We start from the raw sequence: 26,520 nt of genomic DNA, 5'->3' as shown, positions 1-26,520 counted from the left end.
TTCTTTTCTAGTTAACTACTATTTACGAAAGCAGGGGTAAACGTGATTCGAGAAATTTTAGCTTCCGATGCAGCCGCTTTTTTAGCGTTAAATAAAGCGCTTGATCGAGAAACAGCATATATGCTGTACGAGGAAAATGAGCGTGCGACTACGCTTGAACAGCAGAAAAAAATGATTACAACTTTTTTAAAGATGCCGAACTCGACCATTTTAGTGGCGGAACAAGACGGACAGCTTGTCGGACATTTATCTGTGATTGGCGGAAGCGTTAACCGAAAAAAACACAGCGTATACTTAGCTGTTGGCGTGCTTCAATCTTATGGAAACCGAGGCATCGGCACTGCGTTGTTTGAAGAAATGGAGAAATGGGCAGCGCAGAGCGGCATCAAACGAGTGGAGCTAACGGTTATGACACACAATGAACCGGCCATTTCGCTGTATAAAAAGATGGGTTTTAAAACAGAAGGGAAAAAAATATGTTCGCTCGTTGTAGATGGAAAATCAGTCGATGAATATTATATGGGGAAGGTTTTTGAAAAAACGTGCTTAAAGGAGAAATGAACATGGAAACGACGATTGTTCAGTTAAATGAATGGGTGGTAAAGCTTCCTAAAAAGCTTGAAGTACTCTCTGAAGCAGCGGCGTCAAACCGTCCTGCTCCTAAGAATTGGTCACCAAAAGAAATTGCGGGTCACTTATGCGATTCAGCTATTCACAATTTGCAGCGGTTTATCAACGTGCAGCATGAAAAAACACCTTTAGCCCTGACGCCTTACAAACAAGATGAATGGGTAGAATTGCAGCACTATCAAGCTACGTCCATGGAAGAAATAGTTGCCCTATGGCGCAGTTTAAATAAGCAAATTGCTTCCGTTCTTTCCCATATACCGACAGAAAAGTATATGTATCAATTTGAATTAGAAGGTGGAAAGTTCGTTTCGCTTGAGTGGTTGGCTAAAGATTATATTGCTCATTTAGAGCATCATATTAAGCAAATTGACGCTCAACTGCCGCTAGGAGGCAAAGTGAATGAAAAAAGAACATAAAAAAGAAGAATCTCAGGTGAAAGTCGATTTTAGAGCAGGCCGCGCCTATGGTGATCATGAATACATAGAAAGTTCAAAAAAAGGCGTGCTTCTTGCTTTGTTACCAGTTCTGATCATTGCCGGAGGTATACTGTTTCTGATGGTAAAATGACAAAAGCCGCATTATAGCGGCTTTTTTTCATAGAGGTGCTGGGTTTTGTTTTCTTTGGGATTGTTGCGGCTTTCTAGAGTGGAAAAGCCTGCGTGTTCTGCGACTATTTTAGCTGCGGAAGGAAGCGTTTCGACTCTTTCCCATGATTCTGGATTCCACAGCTTTGATCGCTTGAATGCTTTGCTGCAGTGGAGAAAGCATTCTTGTACTTCGACGCCAATAGCGAGCAGCGGAGCTTTATTGTGAACCGCCATTGTTTCAAGCAGCGCTTTTTCTTTTACAATGCAAGCTTTGCCGTTAATCCGCAGCGTTTCTTCTATGCCTGTAATCAAAAAAAGCAGCCCTATTTGAGGATTAGATAAAATATTTTCCAATGAATCTACTTTTTGATTGCCGCGCCTCTCTGGAATCAACAGCTTTTTCTCATCGACGACTTGTACAAAACCAGGGTGATCACCCCGCGGAGAACTGGCGCAAATTCCTTTATAATCAGCTGTAGCGATGATGACAAAAGGGGAATGTTTAATAAATTCCCGGCAGTGTCGATCTAAATAAGGAATTATTTTTTGATGCGCCAATTTGTTAGGCGCGCCGACTATACGGCGAAGCTCTTCTTTCGTTTTTACTCGTTCTTTAAAGTGACTGTTTTTCATTCCTCTTTTCACTCCTACTGTATGCGTATACTGAAAATACCATTTTTATATATGAAATACTATATTTTTATATTTGAAAAACAGAAAAATCAGTATATTTAAATGAAGTAGAAGTGTTATAACGCTAGCTTCAGTCTTTTTTTAAATTTTTGATTGCGTTATCAAATATGTCATTAACCGTTTTCATATGTTCGCTGACAAGATGATTCGAGTCTTTTTCTCGCTGGCGCATGTCTTTTAACAAATCATCCATATCATCTAGCAAACTTTGAAAATACTCATCTTTTTGTTCTTCTTTCATTGTGGAATCGTCCATTTCATCAAGCTTATCGAGCTTATCTTCAATTTTTTTTAAGTATTCATCTCTCAAGAGTCTCACCTCATTTATAAAGTAGCCTTCTGCTTATTGTATGCAAAATGTTTGTTTGCATGAGTAAGAAGTAGAAAGTACATAAATAAAAAGAGAGTCTGAAGAGCTCATTTACTCCTTAGTAGGTTACTTTTTAGTTCCCATATTACTTTGAAGTGCGTACTTTTTTTTATTGTGTATATGCTTCATAATAAATTTTGTCAGGAGATAATATGACATTTAATGAATAGATCAGTCGTTGAGTTTACCTTCATACTGATCAATTTCTAAAATAGAGGTATAAAAATTTCAGGAGGTTTTATGAATATGAGAGAGATACTGCAAGGAAAACTAGGTTTTGGAACGGCACCACTGGGCAATATGTATCGTAATATTCCAGAAGAAGAGGCCATCGCGACGGTCGATGCTGCTTGGGAAAGCGGCATCCGTTACTTTGACGCAGCTCCTCTTTACGGAGCTGGCTTAGCCGAGATGCGCCTTGGTGAAGCCCTGTCAAAAAGAAATCGCGATGAGTATGTGCTAAGTACGAAAGTAGGTCGCGTTATTTCAGATGAACTAGAAGACACATCTTTACGTGATATGGGAGAAAAAGGCGGGCTTTTTGAATTTGGCCGTAAAAATAAAATTATCAATGACTACAGCGCAGATGCAACTCTTCGTTCGATCGAGCAAAGTTTAAACCGATTGAAAACAGATCGCTTGGACTTTGTGTATATTCATGATGTCGCGCAAGATTTTTATGGAGATGAGTGGGTAGGACAATTTGAGTCTGCTCGAACGGGCGCATTTCGTGTGCTTACACGCTTGCGTGAAGAAGGAGTTATTAAAGGATGGGGACTTGGAGTAAACCGAGTAGAACCAATTGAAATCATGCTGGAGCTGGAAGAAGCAAAGCCGGAGGTCTCGTTGCTAGCTGGCCGTTACACGTTATTAGATCATGAACGTGCGCTGCAGCGAGTGATGCCCGAAGCCGTAAAGCATAATATGGACATTGTTGTCGGCGGACCATACAGCTCAGGCGTTCTTGCTGGAGGTACGCACTTTGAATATCAAAAAGCATCTTCAGACATTATGGCAAAAGTAGAAAAAATCAAAGCTATTGCAGATCGTCATCAGATCAGCATTAAGGCTGCTGCTGTCCAATTTTCACTCGCTAATCCAGCAGTTGCTGCTGTTATCCCCGGCGCTAGTCGTCCAGAGCGTATTGCTGAAGACAAAGCAGCATTAAACACAGTAATTCCGGCAGCCTTCTGGGAAGAAATGCGTGAACAAAAGCTTGTAGCTCCTCATGCACCGCTGCCAATTAACGTTAAGTGAAGTTAGAGGATAAATGTTTAGTAAGTAGAAAAAGTGTCTCAAAGTTCCGATTTTGAGACGCTTTTTTTGTTTTGAGACAGAGGTTTATAAAAGATTTAGTGATGTCCGGCTATAAAAACGAACGTTTTAACGATTTTTCGGATGGAATATTCGTTTTAATGTTGAATAACCATTTTGTATTTGATACATTTAGAAGGTGAAAAATATTACTCGTATATACTTGGAAATATGGTCTGAGTGTCTCTACCTGATTCCCATTCAAAGAACTGGACTACGAGTTAAAGTATAAAAATGTTCGGTTTATCAATACATAAGCGTTACGCCGTGCTTAATTTCTTATACTTTGACTCTAAAACCCTTAGACTATCAAAAATGTTCTAGGTTTTTTTCTTTTGTCCAATCATCGAGTGTATGAAACAGCAAAACGAAATGGAGTGAAAGTAACGATTTATGAAAAACAAGATGTTAAAAACAGGGACTTTACTTACTATTGGTATGGTTTTACTGCTATCTGTACTTGCCGGGTGTAACTCAGCTTCAAAAAAAGAAGCCGGAAATAAACAAAACCAGAAGCCTATCATTGTTCAAGGGCCGATGCCGATAGAAGCGCAGAAATTCGCTAAAAAATTAGAAAATGTAAAAGAAGAAAAGTCAGGGAATTTTGTTTTTTACAAAGGAACTGTCGATAATTATCCGGTCATTGTTGTTAAAACGGGAAAAGGAATGGAAAACACGGCAGCTGCTACAGCGATAGCTATAGAAAAATACCATCCTAAAGCGATTATCAACCAAGGAACATCGGGCGGACATGATGAAAACCTGAACGTATTTGATATTGTATTAGGGAAGAGAACAACAAACATAGGCTCTTTAAAAACAGAAGATAAAAAAGAAGGCGAAGGAATGGATCCTACTGCTTGGAAGCCGATGGATTTAATGGCTTCTGAAGGAAGCGCTGGAGAAGATCCTGATGCTGAAAAAGCTCGCTATTATGAAGGAGATAAGAAGTTACTTGCGGCTGCAAATGCAGTAAAAGATACATACAAAAAAGGTAAAGTAGTTGAAGGAACAATAGGATCAGCGGACACGTGGAATAACGAAGTGGATCGAATTAAGTGGTTCCACACTAAGTATGGGACGTCTGTAGAAGAAATGGAAGGCGCAGCGGCAGCACAAATTGCAGGAAGCTATGACGTTCCATTCTTAGGTATCAGAGTGCTATCTAATAACAAAGTAAACAATGGAAAATATAATCCAAACACAGCAGCCGCTTGTCAAGATTACGTTTATGAAGTAATTAAACGCTATATCAGCGCAAACGCCAAGTAAATCTTTGTTTGAAGTTTTGATGTGTTGCGTTATAATTAAGTGAAAAGAAGCTTATTGATAGAAATTCATTACATATGTTTTTTTATCTTTGGTGACTTGATGATATATAAATATATGGCGGGCTGGATAACAAGTATTGAAAAATGCTGAGTCGTTAACCCATCATAAGGAAATTTGTACAACTATGCACAAATTTCTTTATGATGGGTTTTTTTGTGGAGGAGTGGAGGTACTGGAGACAACTAAAAAAGCAGCAGATTCTCAGACAGGCTACCAAGTTTTGGACGCTTTACGAACATAAATAGAATCAATGTAAGGAAGTTAGATAAAAGGAAGGGATACAAAGATGTTCAAACTATTTTTATGTAAAAAAAGGAAGTATCTAATTACGACATATCAAATTATTTTAAATATATCGCTGATTGTCCTTGGGTTTATACTTGTTTATTTTTTATTAAGAGAGCTTTTTTATATTATGAATGATGCCTTAACGGGAAATAATAACGTTCATAAAATTCTTGGAAAAGTACTGGTTTTCTTTCTATACTTTGCTTTTGTTTCAATGATTATGACTTACTTTAAGGAAAGCTGCCATTTCCCGTTAAGCTATCTTTTATATATTGGAATTACCGCCACAATACGATTTATCATTGTGAATAACAATTATCAAATTGGAAGTTTATTTTTATCGTTAGGAATTATCGCTTTAACAATTAGTTATTTAATGTTAACAAAAAAAGATAAGAAGATAATGAAAGGAGAATTTGAGCATGAGTAGAAATAGAGAGCATGAATTTAGTAATTTGGTGCGCGAAATCCGTAAAGAGCAGGTTGGGAACGGACCTAGAGAAATCACTACTCGTTTTATAGATACATGGGCTGTTAGTGAAATGAAAGGCAATCTTACGAATGTAGAAAAATTTATGATAACTTCTCCTGAAGGCAAAAGGATGGTTCATGAGGCACGTACAGAACTAGTGAAAAAAATTTATGATTGCTCCGAGATACGAGATAAGTTTGAAAAACTTGTTCATGCAAAAATTGTAAGAGTTTTTTCAGACATTAATATTGAAGAAGATGTTGCGATGACTACTTTTGTTTTTGATAGAAAGTTAGATAATTAACTAAGATAAACTCCTTGGCGTACGAAGCAATCGAACTGCAAAAACACCAAAAACATAGCAGATATTTGCTGTTGTGGTTTGGATGGAAAGATTAGTATGACCTTAAAAGGAATACGGTTTATTAACCATAAAAGAAGCTGTCGCTAAGTCAAGCTTTTGGCTTAGCAGCGATAGCTTCTTTTAAACATTTATCTAGAAAGAGTTAAAGTTTATATAACCCTTCATACTTTTTTTTCAAATAATTAATTAACGGCTGAGCATCAATTCTACCTATAGAAAGGTTAGTTAAGATCTCTCTTGGCGTTTTTAGTTTTCCATACTGGTGGATATGCTGTTTTTGCCAGTCTGCTATAAGTGATAGGTTTTGACTCGAAATGATTTCATCAAAGTCAGGATTGTCTTTGATTACGGCTTCTCTTAGCTGAGCTGCATAAATGAAGCCTAGATTGTAGGAAGGGAAGTAGCCAAACGCTCCTCCGTACCAGTGGCCGTCCTGTAACACCCCGTCACGGTCTGTTTCCGGTTTGATTCCTAAGTACGCTTTATATTTTGCATTCCATGCGGAAGGAAGATCCGAAACGCGAAGCTTGTCAGCGAATAAATCTCTTTCTAGCTCGTAGCGAATGATAATATGCAGCAGATAGGTAAGGTCATCTGCTTGCAAACGAATGAGAGAAGGTGTGACTTCATTTAAGGCAAAGTAAAGAGTTTCAAATGAAATATCACCGTAGATCGCAGGTTCTAACTCTTTGAATAAGTGAGCGTGATTTCTCCAGAAGCCTTCGTGTTTTCCAATGATACGTTCCCAAAAAAGAGATTGAGATTCATGCAGTCCCATAGAAGTGTATGCGCCTAACCCTGTGTCAAGCAAGTCGGAGCTAATTTGCTGGTTATAGATAGAATGTCCGCCTTCATGTAAAAACATAAAAGCTGCCAGTTTTACATTGTGTTCGTCGTATCTTACTGCAAGCCGTGCGTCTTGAGGGTGAATGCCTGCACTGAACGGGTGGGCCGTGGTGCCGATTTGGCCAGACTTAAAGTTATAGCCAATAGCAGTGAGAAGGTGTTTTCCGAGCTTCTGCTGATTTTCTATTGAAAACGGCTTGTTGAGAAATGATGTATCATGTGTAACCGAAGAGCGTTTAATTTTTGTCAGCAAAGGAAGAATAGCATCTTTAATTTGTTGAAAAAGCGAATCGATGGTTTCACTAGAAACGTCGGGCTCATATTCTTCTAAAAGCTGTTCGTAAGGAGCGAGGTGAGGATTACGGTACTCCGCAAATCTTTTATGCATATGAATCAGCTGCTGCAGGTTGTCTTCGACGAGCTTAAATTCATTTTGCTCTCTAGCCTGTGACCAAAGAGCATGAGTAGAAGCTTTTAAAACGGAAAATTGATAATAATCCTCTAGCGGTACAGCGGAAAGTTTTTGATAGATGTTCCAATAGTGCTGTACTTGTTTTTGCTGTAGTTGATTTAGATTTTGTTCTTGAAGCTGCTGCAACTCTTTTGCGAAGGCTGGATCTGTTTGGAGCAGGTAAAGCTCTTTGGAAAGCGTGCCTTGAATGGTTGCGTGCTGCTTTTGACTGTTAGGGGGAGCAGATGTTTTTGCGTCCCAGGATAGGAGAGATAAAGCTTGTTTGTAGTGTTCGATCGTTGCAATATGTTCTTTAGTATGAAGACGGATGGCAGAGTTCATAATATCCTCCTTTAGATAAAATACTTTACTTATAAACATACTAAGAATTAAGAATTGAAACAAGACAAATTGAATCAGTAATCGTAAAGAAATAGTTTAATTTTGCTAATTTCACAAACAAATGGAAAGGTGGTAGGATGGTTAATATTCATACTAACCTTACAAAAATAGTGGGTTTTAAAAAGCGATTTTAAACATTGGGGGAATGACGTTGAAACAGGTTAAGGTAAAATGGTTATTATTTATTGTGATTGCTTTATTTGTCGCAGGTTGCAGCAATAATCAAGCGAGCTCAGGGAATAAAAGCACCAGTGCCGCTCAAAAAGACGGAGGTACGCTAAACATTGCGTTTCAAAGCGAGCCAACGACTTTAGATCCTCAAATTACAGGGAATTCTTCGGTTAAAGATGCGGCGCGAAATATTTACGAAGGACTCGTTATTTTTGATAGCAAAGGTAATGTAGAGCCTGATTTAGCAGAAAAGATTGACATAAGCGAAGATAAAAAAGTCTACACGTTTCAGCTGCGAAAAGGGGTAAAGTTTCATAACGGCAAAGAAATGACGGCGGACGATGTAGAAGCTTCGATTAACCGTTGGATCAAGCTATCTTCACTTGGTAAAACAAACTTTGTTGGTGCCCAGGTTAAGAAAACAGGAGACTATACGGTTGAGCTTCATTTGAAAACACCAAATGTGAATACACTGGCACTACTAGCAGATCCAATTCCAGCAGCCGCTATTTTTCCAAAAGAAATCATCGAAAAAGCACCTGCTGAAGGAGCTACTGAGTTCGTTGGTACAGGACCATTTAAAGTGAAGGAATGGAAAAAGAATCAATATATCACGCTAGAGAGGTTTAAAGATTATTCTTCAAAAGGACGAAAAATTAAAAAGACACCTCACGTAGATGAAATTAAAATTAGCTTTTTAAGCGATGAATCTACTAGAATTTCAGGCATTACAGCTGGACAGTTTGACATTGCCTTAGGTGTTTCAAGCGACAATGCGGCTCAAATTGAAAGTACGCAAAACGTTAAGAACAAGCTGGCTCCAGGCGGATTCATTGGTTTATTTTATAATACACAAGAAGGGTTCTTTAGCGATTTAAATGCTAGAAAAGCCGTAAATGCCGCGATTAATGCAAAAGATATTTTATCAAGTTCATACGGCGATTCCGATTATTATGAACTGACTTCATCGATTGTCAATAAAAAGTTTCCGAACTATTACAGTGAAGCAGGAAAAGAAGAGTACAATCAGCATGATGAAAAGAAAGCAAGAAGCTATTTAAAAAAAGCTGGATACAGCGGGCAGGAACTGCGTCTTTTAACTTCACGCGATTATCAAGATCAGTACAATACGGCTGTTATCGTGCAGCAAGAGCTTGAAAAAATCGGTGTGAAAGTAAAGCTAGAAGTGTATGACTGGGCAACGTTTACAGATAAAGTAAATGACCCTAAAGCATGGGATATTTACCCCGTAGACTGGGCGGCGCGTTCAACCATTTTTCAAGGATTTTGGACGTCAGGAGGAGCACCGGTTGAAAAATCAACAAAATACTTAGATAAAATCAAAGCGGCTGCTTCTGTAAAAGATGCACGACCAGCTATTGATGCTACGCAGAAATACGTATGGGAGGAGCTTCCGTTTACGTTAATTGGTCATAAAGTCAACATTAACGCGGTATCTACAAATGTAAAAGGCTATGACTTTAACTTAGGACCTGTATTTTATAACGTGAGCGTGAATAAATAACATAATGTAAGAACGAGTAAAAGTGGTTTTATACAAAAAAAGTTACGAAAGCGGCTGGGACAAAGAGTATTTTAGTTAAAGGAAAATCCGAACGATGAAGATTCTTGGTGGAGAATCTTCATCGTTCGGATTTTTTTGTAATGGGTAGGTTTCATGTATGTAGCAGCATCTAGCTGTTGGTTTCGTCATGTCTCAATTTCTTTCGATTATCTGTTTTTCACGCCGCTCATTAGTAAAAACAAAGGAATACGCATTCGCCGCTCGTAAGTTTCAACATTGTCAAAGTGTTCTTGTTGAGGGCACGCTTCCTTTAAGTTTGTGACCGTAAAGCCGCTTTGCTGCATCAAAGAAAAGTACTCTTCAAGCGTGCGATGATACTTTTGAACGTATCCGCCCATCCAGTGCTGCTGACGGAATCCCATTGAGAAGTAGTTATCCACCGTCCAGTTTGTGCGCAGAGCGGAAGGCTGCAAAGTGGAAGTAATGACTGGGTGTTCAACGGAAAAAATAAATCTTCCTTCAGGTTTGAGTGCTTGATTCACTTTAGTGAAAATGGAGGCTAAGTCTTCCATGTAGTGGAGAGACAGTCTTGCAGTAACCAAATCGTATTCGGTGCGTGGTGGAGTATAATGCTCCATCGATTCATGGAGCACTCTTGCATTTGGATAGTTTAAAAGCTGTTGCTGAGCCGCATTTATCATATTGATCGAGCCGTCTACTCCGGTATAGGAGAAACATCCTTGTTCCAGAAGCTCCGCGCCAAATCCAGCGTTTCCGCACCCTAAATCTAAAACGTTTGCATCTGTAACATCACCTAGAAGCTGTAAAATAGCGGGTTTTTCAATCGTATCGTTGGCATTTTCTTTTTGCTGCCGGTGTTTTGTATAGGCCAAAAACGCCTCGTCATTATCGTAAAATTCAGCTCCTGTTGAGATTTTCAACTAAATCAGCCTCCTCTATGCAAAGTACCTCATTATAATCATATATTCAAATTATTTACAATGATTTTGATAGATGTGGAAATGATGTTTTATTTTGGAGATAGTGCTATCATGTGGAGTAACCGGCTTGTACACGTTTATGGAAGATAAGTCTAAAAGCTAAGAGTTGGGTATAGAAAGGGTCACTCTATGCGTAACTCTTAGCTTTTGCTTTGAAGTCGTAGGGAACCATTTGTTTTGGCGTCGTTCTTATTTCGATAATTTTTCAACAATTGCTGCGTCTATTTGCTGAGATAATACGCTGTTAATCTCTTTTTCGTTCTCCACTTTTTCTAAAATTAGCTGCTTATTACCTGTCTTTATTTTTAACATCGTACCTGAGTGGATGGAGAAATCATCTCGCAGCTTTTTAGGAATAGTAAGTCGAAAACGGTCATCAATTTTTCGAGATTGAGCCGTAAATGTTAAAGTCGTTTTCTTACCAAAACTCATTTCATATTTTTGAATCACAATGTTATTTTCTTTGTTAATAAAAAATTGGACCTCCATGTTTGCATCCAATTCGACTGACGCTAAAAGTTCAGAGGTGAGCTGAATCTGCCGTCCAGTTAATGTTGCATAATAAGGAGGAGACGCCGCAGGTTTTCGTGAAAGCGCTATCGATTTTTCGTCTCTTTTTTTCATAACAATTTGCTGTTCTACCACGTATAGTTCTACATAATCAAAGGGCTTAAGTTCATAGTCATCTCGCAGGGATCTTGGAATGACTATTCTACCTATATGGTCAATTGTTCGAATGAAGATATGAGAAGGAACGGGGACATTTTCATCATGATGATCGATAATAATCCAATCATCACAGCTCCGTAAAAAAACTTTGTCGTTCGTCTCGAGTTCTGTTAGTTGCATAAACAAAGAAGGAAGGGATACTCTTCCCATTTCGTCAATTATACACTCTTCTTTTTTTGTACGCATCTTGCTACTTAATCCTTTCTAAAAACATTTTAGATGGGGTATGTTACTTAAATTACACAGCATTTATTTCTTTGTCAAATGAAGCAAATGAGTATTTATTCATCCTACAGATTGAGAAATACAGGAAGTTTGACCTCATTCAGTAGATGCACAGCTGTCCCGTGTAAATCATCATCATCTGAAGAAAACAGTTAATCTGTTAATTAGAAAAGCATAGAATAAAAGCGTTTTTCTTTCTTTTGATTTTATTGTCGGAAACAAAGGTTTAAAAAGAAGCTTCCTCCCTTTTCTAAAGAGTAGGTTTTTTATTAACAAAATGCAGCCGGATTTATGCTGAATGATGAATAGATTTATGCATATTAAGTCTAGAAAAAAATTTCAAGCGGTGCTTTTTTCACTTTTTTGGGAGAGCAGTTATAGTTGAACAATAAAGAAAAAAGCTCAAAGCAATGAGCTTTGAACCAATTTTTATCGTTTTTCAACCAGCAGTAAGATGAAGGTAGCCAGCGGTCCTAAAGCAAGAGATAATAAGAACCAGTTCAGACCCGTTCGATTTTTACCTTGCGCTAATCCGGCATTAGTTAAAGCCAGCGTTCCCCATTCTGCAGCGTATTGATTATCCATATGACACCCCGCTAATAATTGTTTCTTTATTTGATTAAAAAAATCTATATTAGCATAAATATCCATATTTTTGATTGGAATTCCTTAATTAGGGTGGAGAAACGGTGAATTTCTTCAAGAAGCAAAATTCCTATTCTCCTTAACTTAGTGAAGGTAGTAATGAATAAGAGAAGGGTGTACGTAGTAGACGTGAACGTATTGAGGACGATGATAGTGAAACTGATGCATATATTGATTCATAAGTCTTTGAATGGCGTTATACACATTGGGCGGATAGCCATAATAGCCGTGATGAATACCAACTCGAAACAAGGAAACGGGCGTCGTGTTATTGGTTCTGCACATTGTTCTACACTCTTTTGCGCTTTTAACCTTGCGCAGCTGCTCCACCCGCTGGTGCTCCGCCCGCCGGTGCTCCGCCCGCCGGCGCAGCTTTTCGCTGTCCTAGTTCTTGATCGAGTATAAAAATAGCTGCAGGGTTATTTTGGGCGATTTTTAAGCGGTCTACAATCGTTTGGGCTTGAGCTTCTTCGTCGACTTGTTCTCGTAAAAAGTCCTGCACGATGACTAAAGTTTGAGGGTCGTTCGCTTGGCTGATAAACTGAAACGCTTGACGATAAGAATTCGTGACGAATTTCTCATGCTCCAGTACTTTTTGAAACGTTTCTAACGGTGTCCCAAACTCACTTGGCTGAGCAGGCAAAGAGTTTAATTCCACCGTTCCGCCGCGGTCAACTAAGTAGTCGATGAGTTTTAGCATATGGGTGCGTTCTTCTTCAGACTGCAGACGCAGCCAGCTGCCCATTCCTTTATAGTTTAATCGATTCATATAGTTAGACATAGCTAGGTATAAAGTCGAAGAGACGAGTTCAAGTTGAATTAAGTTATTGAGCAGTTTTTGAATTTGTTCGTTCATATTTGTTATTCCTCCTCAGGGAAAGGATTTCTTTACTATACTTGCTGCAACCATCACACTTTTTCGTGATGAAAGAAATCTACAGTGATACTATATGTCACTTCTTTAAGTAGGTAACTTGCCCATCCTTTATTGATGCTTCTTACTTACATATAAGGGTTGTATAATATAGGAATAAAAGTAGTTTAAAAGTCTCTTTTTTAGATGGTTAAAATTACTATGTTCTATTTAACCAATTTAGTGATAAAATTGTCACTCTATGCAATTTTAATTGGTGTGAAGGAGTCAGAAAAATGAATATGCAACACGTATTAATACCTGGATTTGAAAAGCTTGCGAGCTTTGTTTTCTGGTATCCATTTATTATGTCTTTATTTTGGATTGCAGGCACGCTTATTTACATACGCTATCGTGACCGAGATCCTAAAGTTGATTTTTCAGCAGTTGATTGGCCGTTAGTGAGCTTTTTAGTGCCTTGCTATAATGAAGAAGAGACGATTGAAGAAACGCTTAAGCACCTTTTGGCGTTAGATTATCCGTCTAAAGAAATCATCCTTATTAACGATGGAAGCACGGATGGAACAGCTGATATTTTAAAGGAAATCAGCAGAAATCACCCTGAAGTTCGTGTGATTCAGCTTTATGAAAATAAAGGAAAAGCCAACGCGTTACATTTAGGTGCACACGCATCTAAAGCTGAGTTTTTAATCTGCTTAGATTCCGACGCTATTTTAGATCAAGACGCTCCGTATTATCTAATCCATCATTTTCTTCATAAAGGGGAACGGCTGGGAGCCGTTACCGGAAATCCGCGCATTCGAAACCGTAATACACTGCTGAGTCGCATTCAGCTAGTTGAGTATTCTTCTATTATCGGTTCTATTAAACGAACACAGCGAATTTTAGGAAAAGTAATGACGGTCTCAGGCGTAGTGGTGGCTTTTCGAAAGAAAGCACTTGTGGACGTCGGGCTGTGGGATCGCGACATGATTACGGAAGATATCGCCGTGAGCTGGAAGCTGCAGCAGCGCTTTTGGGATATCCGCTATGAACCCCGGGCATTGTGCTGGATGCTTGTGCCCGAAACCTTAAAAGGAATTTGGAAGCAGCGAGTACGCTGGGCTCAAGGCGGACAAGAGGTAATGCTTCGTCACTGGAAAGTGTTATTAAAATGGAAGCAGCGCAGAATTTGGATTGTATACCTAGAGCAGTGGATCAGTACTTTTTGGTCATTCGCATGGCTGTTTGTGACTCTAATGCTGCTTGTTACCGCGAGCAGTCCTCAAGATATGCTGTTTTGGTTTACGTTTACGTCATTTTCCCTTGTGTTTATGAGCTTAATTCAGCTGTTTATTGCGCTGAAAATTGATTCGAAATACGACAACGTGAAGCGTTATTACGTATGGGCTGCATGGTACCCAGCGCTTTACTGGATTGTGAATACGGTTGTGGTAATAAGTGCATTTCCTCGCGCTATCAGATCTAGAGTGAAAGGAGGCTATGCTACATGGAGCAGTCCAGACCGCGGCTTAACGAAGAGCAAATCATGATTCAAGCCAAACAGCCTCTTGCTCGATTAGTGATAAGTATCATTATTTCATCTGTTTTTTGGCTGTATTGTGCCATTGTTCTTTGGTTTTTCCTTTCAGCTGTTATCGGCGTAAATGACCGTTACAGCGGGGTATTAAAAATTGCGTTCAAAACGACGAACGGCGAAATTCGAACGTTTTTAGTGATTGGACTCGCTATTTTTTGCTTCTTTTTCCTGGCTCTGTTTTTATGGAGATTCTACAACAAAAAGAGATTTGGAAGCTTAAACCGACGGAAAGAGCCGGCGTATACGAGTATAAAAGATTTAGAGCGTCTTGAGCTTTTATCCAAGAAGCAAATTCAAGAACTTCAGCGTGCCCGTTACATCGAGTTTGATGTTAATCCGTTAAAGCATACTGAGGAGAGGAAACACGCATGAAGAAATATGTATTCTTTCTTTTGATAGCGGCAGCGGTAGTTGGCTTTGTTTTCTTTAAAGTAGTGAACTGGGAAGACAAGGCGAAAGCCACAACGACCGTGGAGCCAGCGCTTGAGACGAACGGATGCTTAGGCTTAAATTATCATCGCGTGCGCAAGCATAATTGGTTTAACCGAATTGTCAGCTCAGTTACAAAATCTGATGAACTGACAGAGTACAGCGTTTACAGCAATGATTTCGAACATCAGTTGAAAAAGCTGAAGGAACTTGACGCTACGTTTATTACGCCAAAAGATATTGAAACGTATCAGCAAAAAGGCACGTTTCCAAAACGCTGCGTATGGATTTCATTTGATGATATTGACCTTACTGTTTATCAAAACGCGTTTCCCATTTTAAAAAAGGAAAACATTCCGTTTACGCTATATGTAATCGCAGGACAAGTGGGGGCAACGGATTTTCAAAATTTAAACATGGCTTCGTGGAGTCAGCTAAAAGAAATGAAAGACAGCGGCCTTGCGACAATCGGTTCTCATACATATGACATGCACCGCTTGGAAGAAGACAAGCCTTTATTTCTGACGCCTGCTAAATACAGCGCGTTTGCCCGTGATTTACGACAAAGCAAAGAAACGATTAAGAACCATTTAGGAATAGACCCGGTTTACTTTGCGTATCCATACGGCAACACAAATGATGACGTAGCTAAGATTGTGAAAGATGCTGGATTTCACCAAGCAGCTATCCTAGCGCCGCATCTTATTACAAAAGACAACGATCCTTATTATCTTAACCGAATTGTTGTATACAACAAAACCTTTCAACATCTTATTCTTCCGTGGCTGACACGTACGAGCTCATGAGAAGAAAGTGGAAAAAGAAGCTGAGACAAAAGTATTTAAATCGAAGGAAGATCCGAACGATGAATCGTTCGGATTTTTTTATTGTTAGGGTGAACGTAGGTTTACTGTATGTAATTGCTTCTAGCTGTTGATTGGAGGAAAAGGCAAAGACTCCTGCGGGAAAAGCGGAACAGGTGAGACCCCGCAGGAGCGGAAGCGACGAGGAGGCTCACCGGCCGCCCGCGGAAAGCGAAGTCTTGCACGGAAATCAACAGCGGTGTCTCAAGTAATCCATACTAACTCATTTATCCAATCTATTCACGAAAAGGTATGTCAATTAAGTGAAGAAAGTACACTTTCATTTCTATAAAAATCATTTTAATGTTACCATATAAAAGTTGTGATAACAGACATGGATAAACGAAACGAGCTACCAATTCTTTTACAAACTACGCGTAAGAAGTTTGTGAAGGTGAAAAGAGGAAAAACAGCGATCCTACGCTTGCTATTTTAATAATGTAAGGCAATCGGACAGATTAATTCGTTGTCCGTTGCTGATTAAATTGTATTCATTATTCACGATTCCTCTCTATCATTTCGTCATGGGTTTTGTTTTATCGTTAAAATTTTGATAAAGGTGTATAGGCTATGGAAAACAGGCATTTTGAATATAAATTTAAAGAAGCGCTGAAAAAACTAAATGATATTGAACTTGCGTTAAATGAATCATCGATTGTAGCGATTACGGATAGTCGCGGATTCATCAATCACGTGAACGATAAATTCTGTGAAATTTCTAAGTACGAAAGACATGAGCTTCTCGGTCAGGATCATCGTATTATTAATTCGAAACATCATTCAAGCTTGTTTTTTAAAGAGTTATGGAGCACGATTAGATCCGGTAAGGTATGGCACGGAGAAATAAAAAATAAGGCAAAAGACGGTTCGTACTACTGGGTGGATACAACCATTGTTCCTTTTTTAGATGAACGAGGCAAACCGTATCAGTACGTATCGATTCGCAATGATATTACAAAACGAAAAGCATATGAAGAAAAAATTAAGCAAATGGCTTATTATGATCCTTTAACCAATTTGCCTAATCGCTACTGGTTAAACAAGCAGCTGAAAAAATTACTTTTAGATCGAGAATCTCCTGAACTGCTGGCCATTTTATTTTTGGATTTAGACCGCTTTAAATCAATAAATGATACGCTTGGCCATCATCACGGCGATGTGCTGCTGAGACGCGTAGCAGAAAGATTAAGAAAATGTATTCCTTCCTCTGATTTTATCTCGCGGCACGGGGGAGATGAGTTCATTTTAGTGCTGCATTCACTAAAAAATGTTGAGGAAATTGAAGAAATGACCGAGCAGATTGTAAAAGAAATGTCGCTTCCTTTTTATATAGACGGAGATAAAGTGCTAACCTCTACAAGCGTTGGCATCAGCCTATTTTCAAAGGAATGTCAGCAGCATATTATTCCAAAAGACGCAGATGAACTAATCGACCGGCTGATCAAGCAAGCAGATATTGCGATGTATGTAGCAAAACGGAATGGACGAAACACATATGAAATGAGTTCGTCTTCATCTAATGAACGAATAATTAAAACAATCAGCATGGAGAATGAGTTAAAGTATGCGCTAGAAAGACATGAGTTTCAGCTCGTTTATCAGCCGTTAATCGATTTAAAGACGTCTGGTGTGATAGGGGCGGAAGCGCTTATCCGCTGGGATAGTGCAAAATTTGGTACCGTCTATCCAAATGAATTTTTGCCTATTTTAGAAGAAGTGGGTCTAATTGTGCCAGTTGGCAAGTGGGTGTTAGAAGAAGCGTGTAAGCAGATGAAAGCATGGACGGAGCTGAATTCAAAAGCGAGTAAAATAGGAGTGAACGTATCACCTATTCAGCTGAAGTCCTCACGATTCGTAGCGGAGATGGAACAAATTTTGAAAAAAACGGGCCTTGAGCCGCACTTTCTGGAACTTGAAATCACTGAAAGCGTTATTCAAAACAGTCAAGAATCAAAAAAAGTGTTAAACCGTCTGCGGAGTCTAGGGGTAAAAGTGGCGATGGATGATTTCGGAACGTGCTATTCTTCTCTTAGCTATCTGAAACACTTGCCGATTAATACGTTAAAAATTGATAAATCATTTATTGACGAATTAGACGAAGTCGGAAAAGTGCTGGTGGAAACGATTATTCAAATGGGAAAGAAACTTAACTTTGATCTAACTGCAGAAGGAATCGAAAACGAAGAACAGCTGCAGTTTGTGACGGAACAAGGCTGTCATATCGGTCAAGGGTATCTATTCGATAAGCCGCTTTCTCCTGAGAAAATGAGCCGTTTGTTGAATTGAAGGAAAATCATATGTACGGAAAGAAGCTCTTTAATAGAGCTTTTTTTTTATGGTTTTTAATCGTATGGAAGGAGTGAGAAATTCGTGAAAGAGTACGTTGGAATCTGCACAGTATGTCAAAAAAATGTGTACTGTTTAGAGGGCTTTTTAAACGGTGTGGTTGTTGAAGGGAAGCTTGTGTGCTTGGCGTGTGAAGAAGAGGAGAAGCGTGACTCTCATAAAAACAAAAACTAGCTACCTGGGGTAGCTAGTTTTTGTTTACTGCGCATTCACTTTTTCAGCTTGCCAGTAATACTCGCTGAACACATCTGAAAAGGCTTTGACAGTGTTTGTAAGTTCTTCCATATTGTTATCGACGCCGCCTACTTCAATTAAAATGGAGCGGTCGGATAAGTCTTGATTATATAACCCGTTATTGCCGCTTGTTTTCTTTTTGCTTAATACTCCTCGGCTAAGGCCTGGATATTTTTCCTCTAGCTTTTCATGAATCGCTTTGGCCATTTTAACGTTTTCATCAAATTTCGGGTTTGCTTCACCTAATACAATCATCATTTTAGCGTACGATTTGCCGTTGATAGCGGCCGTTGTTTTTTCTTGGCGCAGTGAATCCCGATGAATATCAATTAAATAATCGACGTCTTTGTTTTGCTGAAGAGCCGTTTCCACCACGCTGCGAGACATCGCATAGGCTCGTCCTGTACCCCAGCCTTTTTCATTCAGCTTTTGCGTCATATTAGTTGTATCTACTTCCGAACCGATTCCGTCTGCTTTTAATTCCATTCCTAGCATTTGACCAACGAGCGTGATGTTGGTTTTGTTATCAACGGCTTTATTTTCGTTCGCTTCACCTTGCATACCAAGTAAAGGGAAATAAGATTCCCAGCTGTGCGTGTGGTAGATGTACACAACTTTTTTGTCTCCCGTACTTTGCTTGGCCTGTGTTTGAGACTGTTTTTTGCTTTCTTCGTACGTTTTGCTTTCAGCAGGATCCAAATCACGCTCGCCTGAAATGCTTTCGAGCGGAGGAGCCGATTCATGAGGAATCGTGGTATAATCCGTTCCTTCACCGGCTAATAGAATATGAGAATCAAAAATAGAAAATCCGGGCAGTTCTGATCCAAATAGACTTCTTGTATCTGCCACGCGAATATTCGTCGCAAGCTGCAGGGCGACAGAAGAGAGAGGAGGCGGGGAGAAGTCTTCTTCAAAGGCATGAGAGAAATGATGGTTTTCCGTATGCATGAAGTAGAACAAGCTTTGGGCTTTATAATTTGATAGTGCTTGATAGACAACGTTTGAGCGCAGCGTATGCTGAAGAGTTGAATACGTGACGGTAAAAATAGCGGCAGATGTTAAGAGAACAAATAGTATAGCGATAATTAATGATTTATAAGAAAGGATCCAAAAAAGCTTTTTAGGCTTTTCAGTGAACTTGTTTTTCATAGAGTAAACCTCCTCTAATAAAATTTTGAAATCAGCGGATGAGAACTCTAAGAGGAGAATGTTATGTATCTACTATTTACTCTATTAAAAAGAAATAGAAATATGATAGAAACCATGATATTTAACACCACATAAAAAAGTTTATATTAGGGCATACTGTAAAAAAACGGTGCGTGTTGGAGCTGGTTAGATGAACGACTCATGGGTTTATCATCATTTTATTAATACATTTTTATTTCCTTTAACAATGTTTGGCGTGGCATTTTGTGTGCTAGGGGTGTTGCTGTACATGCTGTGGAAAGAAAAGCAAAAAGAAGGACCAAAAGAAAACAAGAGCTCTTAAGTAAGAGCTCTTGTTTTGTCGAACATTCAGTTGGAAAAAGGGAGATTCACTTTCTCTAAGAACTCCATTCGGTTGCCAAAAGGATCAGTCACATAAATTCTTTCGACACCGGTAATGTTTTTGTCTTCTATAAAAGAAATACCGAAGCTAGTCAGATGATCTTTGAACGCAGGTAGATTTTTAACGTGAAAGCCTGGATGCGCTTTTTTTGCGGGTGAAAAGGTAGGTTCAACACCAATATGCAGCTGATAAGAACCAAATTCAAACCACACGCCGCCGCGCTTTTTTAGACTTTCCGGCTTTTTGACTTCTGTTAAGCCAAGAACGGTTCCGAAAAAGTGTCGTGCTTCGCTTTCTGAATTCGGGGGTGCAGCTAGCTGAATATGATCAATATGCGTCAGTGTAAAAGTCATAAACATTCCTCCTTAAATAGTAGAGTACTAGTTAAGTTTACGTGATGTATACGTGTAAATAAATGACAAAAAGATGATGCTTTTTATAAGAAAAACTTATTGTTTTATATACATATAACACCAAATGAGGTATATTTTATTTTGTTGTTATTTAGGAGAATTGGAGATTAATATGGAATATCATTATACGTTAACAAAAGATGATTACGTAGCTTTTAACATGCATCACGCTCAACATTCGGAAAGAGTACAAAAAGTGCTGAGAGTTCAGCGATGGATGTCGTTTATTTTTCTTCTTATTCCTTTGCTTGTTTCGTGGGTTGAAGGAGAATTTTTACTTGGCATGTTCGTAGCGTTTGCGCTGCTTGCGGTGCTGTGGTTTTTATTTTATCCGAAGTATTTTTACGGAAGTATTAAAAAGAACATTGTAAAGGTAATAAATGAAGGAGATAACAGCAGTCTGACGGGTGAGTATACTATGATGGTTACGGAAGATGGCTTGGTAGAGAAAAGCTCGAAAGGAGAAGTGAAGACTCCTTGGTCAAGCATCACTCAAATTAAAGAAACAGATGAACATATCTTTATCCTTGTTAGTGCAATGAGCGGATACGTTATTCCTATAAGCGCATTTGCAGATGTAAAAGCGCTACAGCAGTTTAAAGAAACGCTGAATGCTGCAAGAGCCGGAAAAACAGGCTGAGTAGTAATAATAATGTGAAAAAACGCCCTCCTAGATCCTTTTCTAAGAGGGCGTTTTTTTTAACAGCAGTCCCAGTTGTACAAAACATCTCTAAAGTTACGGTTGCGAAGGTCTTCTTCTTTAATGAAAAAATTGGCCACTCCCGCATCACCAAACATAATATCCGCTTCGTCGTCCATGGCGAATTGAAGAAGCAGAATGTTGTATGCCCGCAGCGCTTCATCGTAGTCTCGAGGATCGCTTTGAGTGAAAAAAGCGTATCCGCCCATTTTATGATACTCGCCCGTAAGCTCATCCCAGTAGATTTCTTCCGTTTCTTCATCGTCAAATAAACCGGATTCTATATCATTATATCGATAGTCAGTAGGAGACACAGGTTCGCTTTTTATTTCAAACTGTAAGCCTACTTCTTGAGGAATAGGAAACATACCTCGGTCAATGTCCTCTAGGTATGTGAAATCGGTTGTTAACTTGTTTTCGTCGGTTGTTACATTTTCGTAGAAAACGACGCGAAAGTCTTTTTGAGACGTAGGATGATCAAAGTCAAGTCCGTACATATCGCCGGCGTTTTCATTATCACCTCCGCAAATGAAAAATTGAAGCATGCCTTGAATGGGCATATTTTCATAGGAAGGTACTTCAGAAAAATTGATTTGTGCCATCAGGAGCATCGGCTTGCCCTGAGAATCAAGAGGATGATTTGCTTCTAGAGGAAGGTAGGGGTTGCCGCCAAACTTGCTTTCATATAATTTTGGACCATTCATAACCGTATGGATGTGAATGTAAGGCTTACATGTTTTTTCGATTTCTTTTCGGTAAGGTTCTAGCTTAGGAGGCAGTGCTAATTTTGATAGAGGACTCATATGTACTCTCCTTTTTGTTTGGAATAAAAAGAACGTTTGTTCGTATTTATATTTTATCGCAATACATACTGAAAGGGAAGAGAAATAGGATAAAAAAATCCCTTTGCAGAAGCATCTACAAAGGGTACAAAGAAATGATAGCGTTTTCATTATGATACTTACTGAATAGATTGCTTATTTAGAAAAGAATCCTTTTAAAGCAAATGCGACGTTTTGCGGTCTTTCGGCTAAGCGGCGCATAAAGTAGCCAAACCAGTCGTTGCCAAACGGAACGTATACGCGCATTGTATAGCCTTCTTTTGCAAGGCTAAGCTGCATGTCTGTGCGGAATCCGTACAGCATTTGAAATTCAAACTGCGTGCGCGGGATGTTGTTTTTGTGAGCGAACTCTTTTACTTTTGCAATAATATGGTGGTCGTGAGATGCAATAGCCGTGTATGTTCCGCTCAGCAAGTGCTCTTCAATAATTCGCATATAGTTCTCGTCAATTTGGGCTTTATCTTGAAACGCCACGGTTGGTGATTCTTGATACGCGCCTTTTACCAATCGAAGAGGAATGCCTTTTAGCTCTTTTACGTCTTGTTCAGCGCGGAACAGGTAAGCTTGAATAACCGTTCCAACATTATCAAACGTCTCGCGAAGCTCTCGTAAAATATCTAGCGTCATTTGACAGTGGGCGTAGTCTTCCATGTCGATTCGGACGAAGTTATCGTATTTTTTCGCCGTTTCAAGAATGCGGCGCATGTTCTCAACGCAAAAACTGCGGTCAATATCCAAACCAAGCTGCGTCATTTTGACAGATAAGTTGCACGTTACACCGGCTTGCCCCATAGCTTCCAGCGTTCTGACATTATATTGAGTTGCTTCGATAGCTTCTTCTCTGCTTGAAACAAATTCCCCTAAATGATCAAGCGTACAAACAAGTCCTTTTTCATTCAATTCCCGTACTTTTTTAATCGCATGTTCAATTGTGTCGCCAGCTACCACTTGAGCTGCACCAAAGCGAAGACCCCATTTTTTCGCCGCTTTGTTTAGCGCTTTATTTTGGGAAGCGTGAAGAAACACATTTTTAGATACCTCTGCTAACATAAATATCTCCCCCTATAGAAAAAATCCCTTGTTGTTTTAAGATAGAGCAGCCTAGGGCTGCTCTACTGAGTATTAAAGTGTTGTGCTTGTTGTTTTTGCTTGCAAGTGCAGAATCAAGTAATCAGGACCGCCAGCTTTTGAATCTGTTCCTGACATATTAAATCCGCCAAACGGCTGGTACCCAACGATGGCACCTGTACAACCGCGGTTGAAGTAAAGGTTTCCGACGTGGAACTCTTCTTTTGCACGTTCGATGTGCTCAGGCGTATTTGAAAGAAGGGCACCTGTTAAGCCGTAGTCTGTGTTATTCGCAATTTCCATCATATGATCGAAGTCGCGCGCTTTGCAGAATGCTACGACTGGGCCGAAGATTTCTTCTTGCATTAAACGTGCTTTTTCATCTACATCTGCAATGATCGTAGGCTGAATGAAGTAGCCTTTTGAATCATCTGCTTCTCCGCCCGTCATTAAACGGCCTTCTTCTTTACCGATTTCAATGTACTTTGTAATTTTGTTGAAAGAAGCCTGATCAATAACAGGTCCCATATACGTGTTCACATCTTCAGGACTGCCCATTGTTAATGTTTTTGTCAGCGCAACTGCTTTTTCAAGAACGATATCGTATACGTCTTGGTGAACAACTGCACGAGAGCCTGCTGAACACTTTTGTCCAGAGAAGCCAAATGCTGAATACACAATAGAAGAAGCAGCTAAATCTAAATCAGCATCTTTATCTACAACGACCGTGTCTTTACCGCCCATTTCAGCAATAACGCGTTTTAGCCAGATTTGACCAGGCTGTACTTTTGCTGCGCGTTCATAGATGCGGCAGCCTACTTCACGCGAACCTGTAAATGAAACGAAGCGTGTTTTTGGATGATCTACTAAATAGTCGCCAATTTCGCTTCCGCTTCCCGGCACGTAGTTCAGTACGCCGTCTGGAAGGCCAGCTTCTTTCATTACTTCTACAAATTTTGCTGCGATAACCGGTGTGTTGTTAGCCGGTTTTAATAGAACTGTATTTCCTGCTACGATTGCTGCTGCAGCTGTTCCTGCCATGATCGCTAACGGGAAGTTAAACGGTGAAATAATAACCCCGACACCAAGCGGAATGTAGTTAAATTTATTTTCTTCACCTTCGCGGCTCTCAACAGGCGCACCGTCTTTTAGCTGCACCATTTGGCGAGCGTAGTATTCAAGGAAGTCAATTGCTTCTGCTGTATCAGCATCTGCTTCTTTCCACGGTTTTCCTGCTTCTTTCACAAGGTAAGCTGAAAATTCATGCTTGCGGCGGCGAATGATGTCCGCTGCGCGGAAAAGAATATCTGCTCGTGCTTCCGGCGCTTCTTTTTTCCACGTATTAAAGGTAGAAAGTGCTGCTTGCATTGCTTTTTCAGCCAAGTCTTGATCTGCTTTTGACACGCGGCCGATAATTTCTGCTTTATTTGCCGGGTTAATGGACTGAATTTGATCTTCTGTTGTAATTAATTCTCCGCCAATTACAAGAGGATAGTCCTTGCCAAGCTCTGATTGTACAAGTTCTAATGCAGATTCAAATGCATCTTTGTTTTCTGCAATCGTAAAGTCTGTGAAAGGCTCGTGTTTGTATTGTTTGATTTCGTTGATATTCATTGTGTTCATTTTTATTACCCCTTTTTTAGAAAATTTGCAACATAATTAATATTCCAACACCCTATACCTGTATTATAATCATCTTATTCTCGTTTTGTACATAGTTTTTTAACAAAAATGTTCAAAAAATTTAAAAATAAACACTTTTGTTTAAAGAACCAATGAATCTATGGCTTTTATAGTGATTTTGAACAAAACGAAAAGAAAGGAGTGTTGGTAAAATATAAGAAAAGATGTTTTGAAGTAAAGAATTACGATAGGGGAAAGAGTTTATCGTTAGTAAATTAAAATGATCTTCCTTTCAAAAAAACAATAGACAAAGTTGTTCAATATAAATTATCATATAATTCGAAAAGTAATTTTTGTCGAATGAAGCTATCTTTTTCGTTAAGTGAAGGCTTCATTTGAATGTACAGATAAAAGGAGGGTAGGAAAACGGCAGTTATTTGTCCACATTATTGTAAGGGCTTACATATTTAACGCGCGATGCGAAGAACGTGTAATTCTTTAAATGACGGTTCCTATAAGGAGGATTTTAACATGAGTCATCAACCGCCTGAGTTAAAAAAAGAATTAAAAATTCGACACATAACCATGATTTCTTTAGGGGGAATCATTGGTGCCGGTTTGTTCATTGGAAGCGGATCGCTCATTAACGCAGCGGGTCCTGGTTCCATTTTTTCGTACGCGTTTGCCGGTTTGCTGGTGATTTTAGTTATGCGAATGCTGGGGGAAATGTCTACGGCTAATCCTTCAAGCGGCTCGTTCGCCACATATGCTAGAGAAGCGCTTGGACCGTGGGCTGGCTACACAATCGGCTGGCTGTACTGGTTTTTCTGGGTAATTGTTATTGCAGTTGAAGCGATTGCGGGTTCAACGATTATTCAATATTGGTTTCCGTCTTTACCGTCTTGGGGCGTGAGTCTGATCCTGACGTTTTTACTAACTTTAACGAACTTATACTCTGTTAAATCATTTGGTGAATTTGAATACTGGTTTTCGCTTATTAAAGTAGTTAGTTTAGTACTGTTTTTACTTTTAGGAGGAGCGATCATCCTCGGTTTAATACCGGGAGTAGAGTCTCCGGGAGCGTCGAACCTTCTTCATAGAGGAGGATTTCTTCCAAATGGAATCAGCTCCGTCTTTTTAGGAGTGGCGATTGTCATGTTTTCTTTTATGGGGACAGAAATTGTTGCAACAGCCGCTGGAGAATCGGCTCAGCCTGAGCGAGCGATCACCATCGCAACAAATACCGTTATTTATCGTATTTTAATTTTTTATCTTGGGTCGATTTTAATTTTAGTGACCATTCTTCCGTGGGATTCTTCAAGCTTGATGAAAAGTCCGTTCGTTTCGATATTAGAGCTGGTAAACGTTCCGGCAGCGGCTCAAATTATGAACTTTATCGTACTGACTGCCGTTCTTTCTTGCTTAAATTCAGGTCTATACACGAGTTCTCGTATGCTGTACTCAATGGCGCAAAAAGGAGACGCGCCGCGCATGTTTTTAAAAGTGAATAAAAAAGGCATTCCGTTTAATGCCATTGTAGGATGTACCGTGATTTCTTACATCAGCGTTGGTTTTAACTATCTTTCACCTGATAAAATCTTTTTATTTTTAGTAAACGCATCGGGAGGCGTAGCGCTTCTTGTGTACCTTGTTATTGCTTTTTCACAGCTTCGCATGAGAAAGAAATACGAAAAAGAAAAGCCGGAAGCATTAAAAATCAGAATGTGGCTGTTTCCTTATTTAACGTATGGAACGATTGCGGCGATCACAAGCATCTTTATTGCGATGGCATTTATTGATTCACTTCGCACTCAGTTTTATCTCACGCTGCTGATTGCTGTATTTGTGGTATGTTCGTACTTCTTTATGAAAAAGAAAAAAGATGATAGTTCCCTATCAGGACAGGGAAATAAAAGAATTTCTTAATAGAAGAGAAAATCATCACGAGGGCT

At 39.3% G+C, this 26,520-nt stretch carries 30 protein-coding genes and 1 riboswitch; of the genes, 17 read left to right on the top strand and 13 right to left on the bottom strand.

Annotated features, from left to right (window positions below):
• Positions 1–42 precede the first annotated feature (42 nt).
• The 3 genes from JNUCC25_RS19305 to JNUCC25_RS19295 are packed head-to-tail and all read left to right on the top strand — an operon-like array spanning position 43 to position 1,197.
• Positions 43–561, top strand: a complete 519-nt coding sequence (locus JNUCC25_RS19305; protein ID WP_064472025.1) for a GNAT family N-acetyltransferase — start codon at positions 43–45, stop codon at positions 559–561.
• A gap of 2 nt (positions 562–563) precedes the next feature.
• Positions 564–1,046: a DinB family protein gene (locus tag JNUCC25_RS19300; protein WP_029323722.1), complete on the top strand. Its 483-nt coding sequence runs from the start codon at positions 564–566 to the stop codon at positions 1,044–1,046.
• Positions 1,030–1,197, top strand: a complete 168-nt coding sequence (locus JNUCC25_RS19295) for a hypothetical protein (protein ID WP_013058533.1) — start codon at positions 1,030–1,032, stop codon at positions 1,195–1,197. The genes JNUCC25_RS19300 and JNUCC25_RS19295 overlap by 17 nt, the downstream gene beginning before the upstream one ends.
• Positions 1,198–1,208: 11 nt before the next feature.
• On the opposite strand, the gene JNUCC25_RS19290 is transcribed toward JNUCC25_RS19295, so the two are convergent.
• Positions 1,209–1,850 (bottom strand): MSMEG_1061 family FMN-dependent PPOX-type flavoprotein, encoded by a 642-nt coding sequence (locus JNUCC25_RS19290; protein ID WP_029323720.1) that lies wholly within the window; start codon positions 1,848–1,850, stop codon positions 1,209–1,211.
• A gap of 130 nt (positions 1,851–1,980) precedes the next feature.
• Positions 1,981–2,220 (bottom strand): hypothetical protein, encoded by a 240-nt coding sequence (locus JNUCC25_RS19285; RefSeq protein ID WP_064472024.1) that lies wholly within the window; start codon positions 2,218–2,220, stop codon positions 1,981–1,983.
• A gap of 306 nt (positions 2,221–2,526) precedes the next feature.
• Between JNUCC25_RS19285 and JNUCC25_RS19280 the strand changes: the two genes are divergently transcribed.
• The 4 genes from JNUCC25_RS19280 to JNUCC25_RS19265 all read left to right on the top strand — a co-directional run bounded on the left by JNUCC25_RS19280 (position 2,527) and on the right by JNUCC25_RS19265 (position 5,990).
• Positions 2,527–3,537, top strand: coding sequence for an aldo/keto reductase (locus JNUCC25_RS19280; RefSeq protein WP_063672497.1), 1,011 nt, complete (start codon positions 2,527–2,529; stop codon positions 3,535–3,537).
• Between the two features lie 190 nt (positions 3,538–3,727).
• Positions 3,728–3,831, top strand: a riboswitch (purine riboswitch).
• 156 nt (positions 3,832–3,987) lie between these two features.
• Positions 3,988–4,866, top strand: coding sequence for a 5'-methylthioadenosine/S-adenosylhomocysteine nucleosidase (locus tag JNUCC25_RS19275; RefSeq protein ID WP_013058529.1), 879 nt, complete (start codon positions 3,988–3,990; stop codon positions 4,864–4,866).
• A gap of 346 nt (positions 4,867–5,212) precedes the next feature.
• Complete coding sequence (locus JNUCC25_RS19270) at positions 5,213–5,644, top strand: phosphate-starvation-inducible protein PsiE (RefSeq protein ID WP_029323713.1); 432 nt, start codon at positions 5,213–5,215, stop codon at positions 5,642–5,644.
• On the top strand, positions 5,637–5,990 hold the full coding sequence (locus JNUCC25_RS19265; protein WP_013058527.1) for a DUF2294 domain-containing protein: 354 nt from the start codon (positions 5,637–5,639) through the stop codon (positions 5,988–5,990). The genes JNUCC25_RS19270 and JNUCC25_RS19265 overlap by 8 nt, the downstream gene beginning before the upstream one ends.
• A gap of 202 nt (positions 5,991–6,192) precedes the next feature.
• Here JNUCC25_RS19265 and JNUCC25_RS19260 read toward each other — a convergent pair whose 3' ends face one another.
• A complete protein-coding gene (locus tag JNUCC25_RS19260) occupies positions 6,193–7,689 on the bottom strand; it encodes a gluzincin family metallopeptidase (RefSeq protein ID WP_078082103.1) in 1,497 nt (498 codons plus the stop codon).
• Between the two features lie 205 nt (positions 7,690–7,894).
• Here JNUCC25_RS19260 and JNUCC25_RS19255 point away from each other — a divergent pair, with 205 nt between their 5' ends.
• Positions 7,895–9,445 (top strand): ABC transporter substrate-binding protein, encoded by a 1,551-nt coding sequence (locus tag JNUCC25_RS19255; RefSeq protein WP_078082102.1) that lies wholly within the window; start codon positions 7,895–7,897, stop codon positions 9,443–9,445.
• Positions 9,446–9,651: 206 nt separating this feature from the next.
• Here the strand turns inward: JNUCC25_RS19255 and JNUCC25_RS19250 are convergent, their stop codons facing one another.
• The 5 genes from JNUCC25_RS19250 to JNUCC25_RS19230 form a co-directional block, all read right to left on the bottom strand.
• The gene (locus JNUCC25_RS19250; RefSeq protein ID WP_029323706.1) at positions 9,652–10,386 is read right to left on the bottom strand and encodes a class I SAM-dependent DNA methyltransferase; all 735 of its coding nucleotides are present in this window, start codon (positions 10,384–10,386) and stop codon (positions 9,652–9,654) included.
• 249 nt (positions 10,387–10,635) lie between these two features.
• Positions 10,636–11,361, bottom strand: a complete 726-nt coding sequence (locus JNUCC25_RS19245; protein ID WP_078082101.1) for an AbrB/MazE/SpoVT family DNA-binding domain-containing protein — start codon at positions 11,359–11,361, stop codon at positions 10,636–10,638.
• 468 nt (positions 11,362–11,829) lie between these two features.
• Entirely contained in the window at positions 11,830–11,985 is a 156-nt protein-coding gene (locus JNUCC25_RS19240; RefSeq protein WP_172802884.1) for a hypothetical protein, read from the bottom strand.
• 144 nt (positions 11,986–12,129) lie between these two features.
• Positions 12,130–12,330, bottom strand: a complete 201-nt coding sequence (locus tag JNUCC25_RS19235; protein WP_137738906.1) for a hypothetical protein — start codon at positions 12,328–12,330, stop codon at positions 12,130–12,132.
• 22 nt (positions 12,331–12,352) lie between these two features.
• Positions 12,353–12,901 carry a ferritin gene (locus JNUCC25_RS19230; RefSeq protein ID WP_029323701.1) on the bottom strand — a complete coding sequence of 183 codons (549 nt, stop codon included), beginning with the start codon at positions 12,899–12,901 and terminating at the stop codon, positions 12,353–12,355.
• A gap of 293 nt (positions 12,902–13,194) precedes the next feature.
• Here JNUCC25_RS19230 and pgaC point away from each other — a divergent pair, with 293 nt between their 5' ends.
• The 6 genes from pgaC (at position 13,195) to JNUCC25_RS19200 (ending at position 18,310) form a co-directional block, all read left to right on the top strand.
• Positions 13,195–14,451, top strand: coding sequence for a poly-beta-1,6-N-acetyl-D-glucosamine synthase (gene pgaC / locus JNUCC25_RS19225; RefSeq protein ID WP_029323698.1), 1,257 nt, complete (start codon positions 13,195–13,197; stop codon positions 14,449–14,451).
• Positions 14,409–14,870, top strand: coding sequence for a poly-beta-1,6-N-acetyl-D-glucosamine biosynthesis protein PgaD (gene pgaD, locus JNUCC25_RS19220; RefSeq protein WP_029323689.1), 462 nt, complete (start codon positions 14,409–14,411; stop codon positions 14,868–14,870). The genes pgaC and pgaD overlap by 43 nt, the downstream gene beginning before the upstream one ends.
• Complete coding sequence (locus JNUCC25_RS19215; protein ID WP_064472020.1) at positions 14,867–15,733, top strand: polysaccharide deacetylase family protein; 867 nt, start codon at positions 14,867–14,869, stop codon at positions 15,731–15,733. Before pgaD ends, JNUCC25_RS19215 begins: the two co-directional genes overlap by 4 nt.
• Positions 15,734–15,860: 127 nt before the next feature.
• Positions 15,861–16,082, top strand: coding sequence for a hypothetical protein (locus JNUCC25_RS19210; RefSeq protein WP_078082099.1), 222 nt, complete (start codon positions 15,861–15,863; stop codon positions 16,080–16,082).
• Between the two features lie 278 nt (positions 16,083–16,360).
• On the top strand, positions 16,361–18,076 hold the full coding sequence (locus JNUCC25_RS19205) for a putative bifunctional diguanylate cyclase/phosphodiesterase (protein WP_029323683.1): 1,716 nt from the start codon (positions 16,361–16,363) through the stop codon (positions 18,074–18,076).
• Positions 18,077–18,160: 84 nt separating this feature from the next.
• Positions 18,161–18,310, top strand: a complete 150-nt coding sequence (locus tag JNUCC25_RS19200; protein WP_013058515.1) for a hypothetical protein — start codon at positions 18,161–18,163, stop codon at positions 18,308–18,310.
• A 24-nt stretch (positions 18,311–18,334) separates the two neighbouring features.
• Here the strand turns inward: JNUCC25_RS19200 and spoIIP are convergent, their stop codons facing one another.
• Positions 18,335–19,519 (bottom strand): stage II sporulation protein P, encoded by a 1,185-nt coding sequence (gene spoIIP / locus JNUCC25_RS19195; protein WP_013058514.1) that lies wholly within the window; start codon positions 19,517–19,519, stop codon positions 18,335–18,337.
• Between the two features lie 190 nt (positions 19,520–19,709).
• Here spoIIP and JNUCC25_RS19190 point away from each other — a divergent pair, with 190 nt between their 5' ends.
• A complete protein-coding gene (locus JNUCC25_RS19190; RefSeq protein ID WP_013058513.1) occupies positions 19,710–19,862 on the top strand; it encodes a hypothetical protein in 153 nt (50 codons plus the stop codon).
• 26 nt (positions 19,863–19,888) lie between these two features.
• Here the strand turns inward: JNUCC25_RS19190 and JNUCC25_RS19185 are convergent, their stop codons facing one another.
• The gene (locus JNUCC25_RS19185; RefSeq protein WP_013058512.1) at positions 19,889–20,275 is read right to left on the bottom strand and encodes a VOC family protein; all 387 of its coding nucleotides are present in this window, start codon (positions 20,273–20,275) and stop codon (positions 19,889–19,891) included.
• Between the two features lie 172 nt (positions 20,276–20,447).
• On the opposite strand from JNUCC25_RS19185, the gene JNUCC25_RS19180 reads away from it, so the two are divergent.
• The gene (locus JNUCC25_RS19180) at positions 20,448–20,975 is read left to right on the top strand and encodes a YcxB family protein (protein ID WP_029323679.1); all 528 of its coding nucleotides are present in this window, start codon (positions 20,448–20,450) and stop codon (positions 20,973–20,975) included.
• Positions 20,976–21,034: 59 nt separating this feature from the next.
• Here JNUCC25_RS19180 and JNUCC25_RS19175 read toward each other — a convergent pair whose 3' ends face one another.
• The 3 genes from JNUCC25_RS19175 to pruA form a co-directional block, all read right to left on the bottom strand.
• Positions 21,035–21,838: a YwqG family protein gene (locus JNUCC25_RS19175; protein WP_078082097.1), complete on the bottom strand. Its 804-nt coding sequence runs from the start codon at positions 21,836–21,838 to the stop codon at positions 21,035–21,037.
• A 174-nt stretch (positions 21,839–22,012) separates the two neighbouring features.
• Positions 22,013–22,927, bottom strand: coding sequence for a proline dehydrogenase family protein (locus JNUCC25_RS19170; protein WP_013058509.1), 915 nt, complete (start codon positions 22,925–22,927; stop codon positions 22,013–22,015).
• 72 nt (positions 22,928–22,999) lie between these two features.
• Positions 23,000–24,568 carry an L-glutamate gamma-semialdehyde dehydrogenase gene (gene pruA, locus JNUCC25_RS19165; RefSeq protein WP_013058508.1) on the bottom strand — a complete coding sequence of 523 codons (1,569 nt, stop codon included), beginning with the start codon at positions 24,566–24,568 and terminating at the stop codon, positions 23,000–23,002.
• Positions 24,569–25,099: 531 nt separating this feature from the next.
• On the opposite strand from pruA, the gene JNUCC25_RS19160 reads away from it, so the two are divergent.
• A complete protein-coding gene (locus JNUCC25_RS19160) occupies positions 25,100–26,494 on the top strand; it encodes an amino acid permease (RefSeq protein ID WP_013058507.1) in 1,395 nt (464 codons plus the stop codon).
• Positions 26,495–26,520: the final 26 nt, after the last annotated feature.

The organism is Priestia sp. JNUCC 25, from assembly GCF_053667915.1.
The sequence above is the reverse complement of the archived record's forward strand: the minus strand, read 5'-3'. Positions and strand labels throughout refer to the sequence as shown.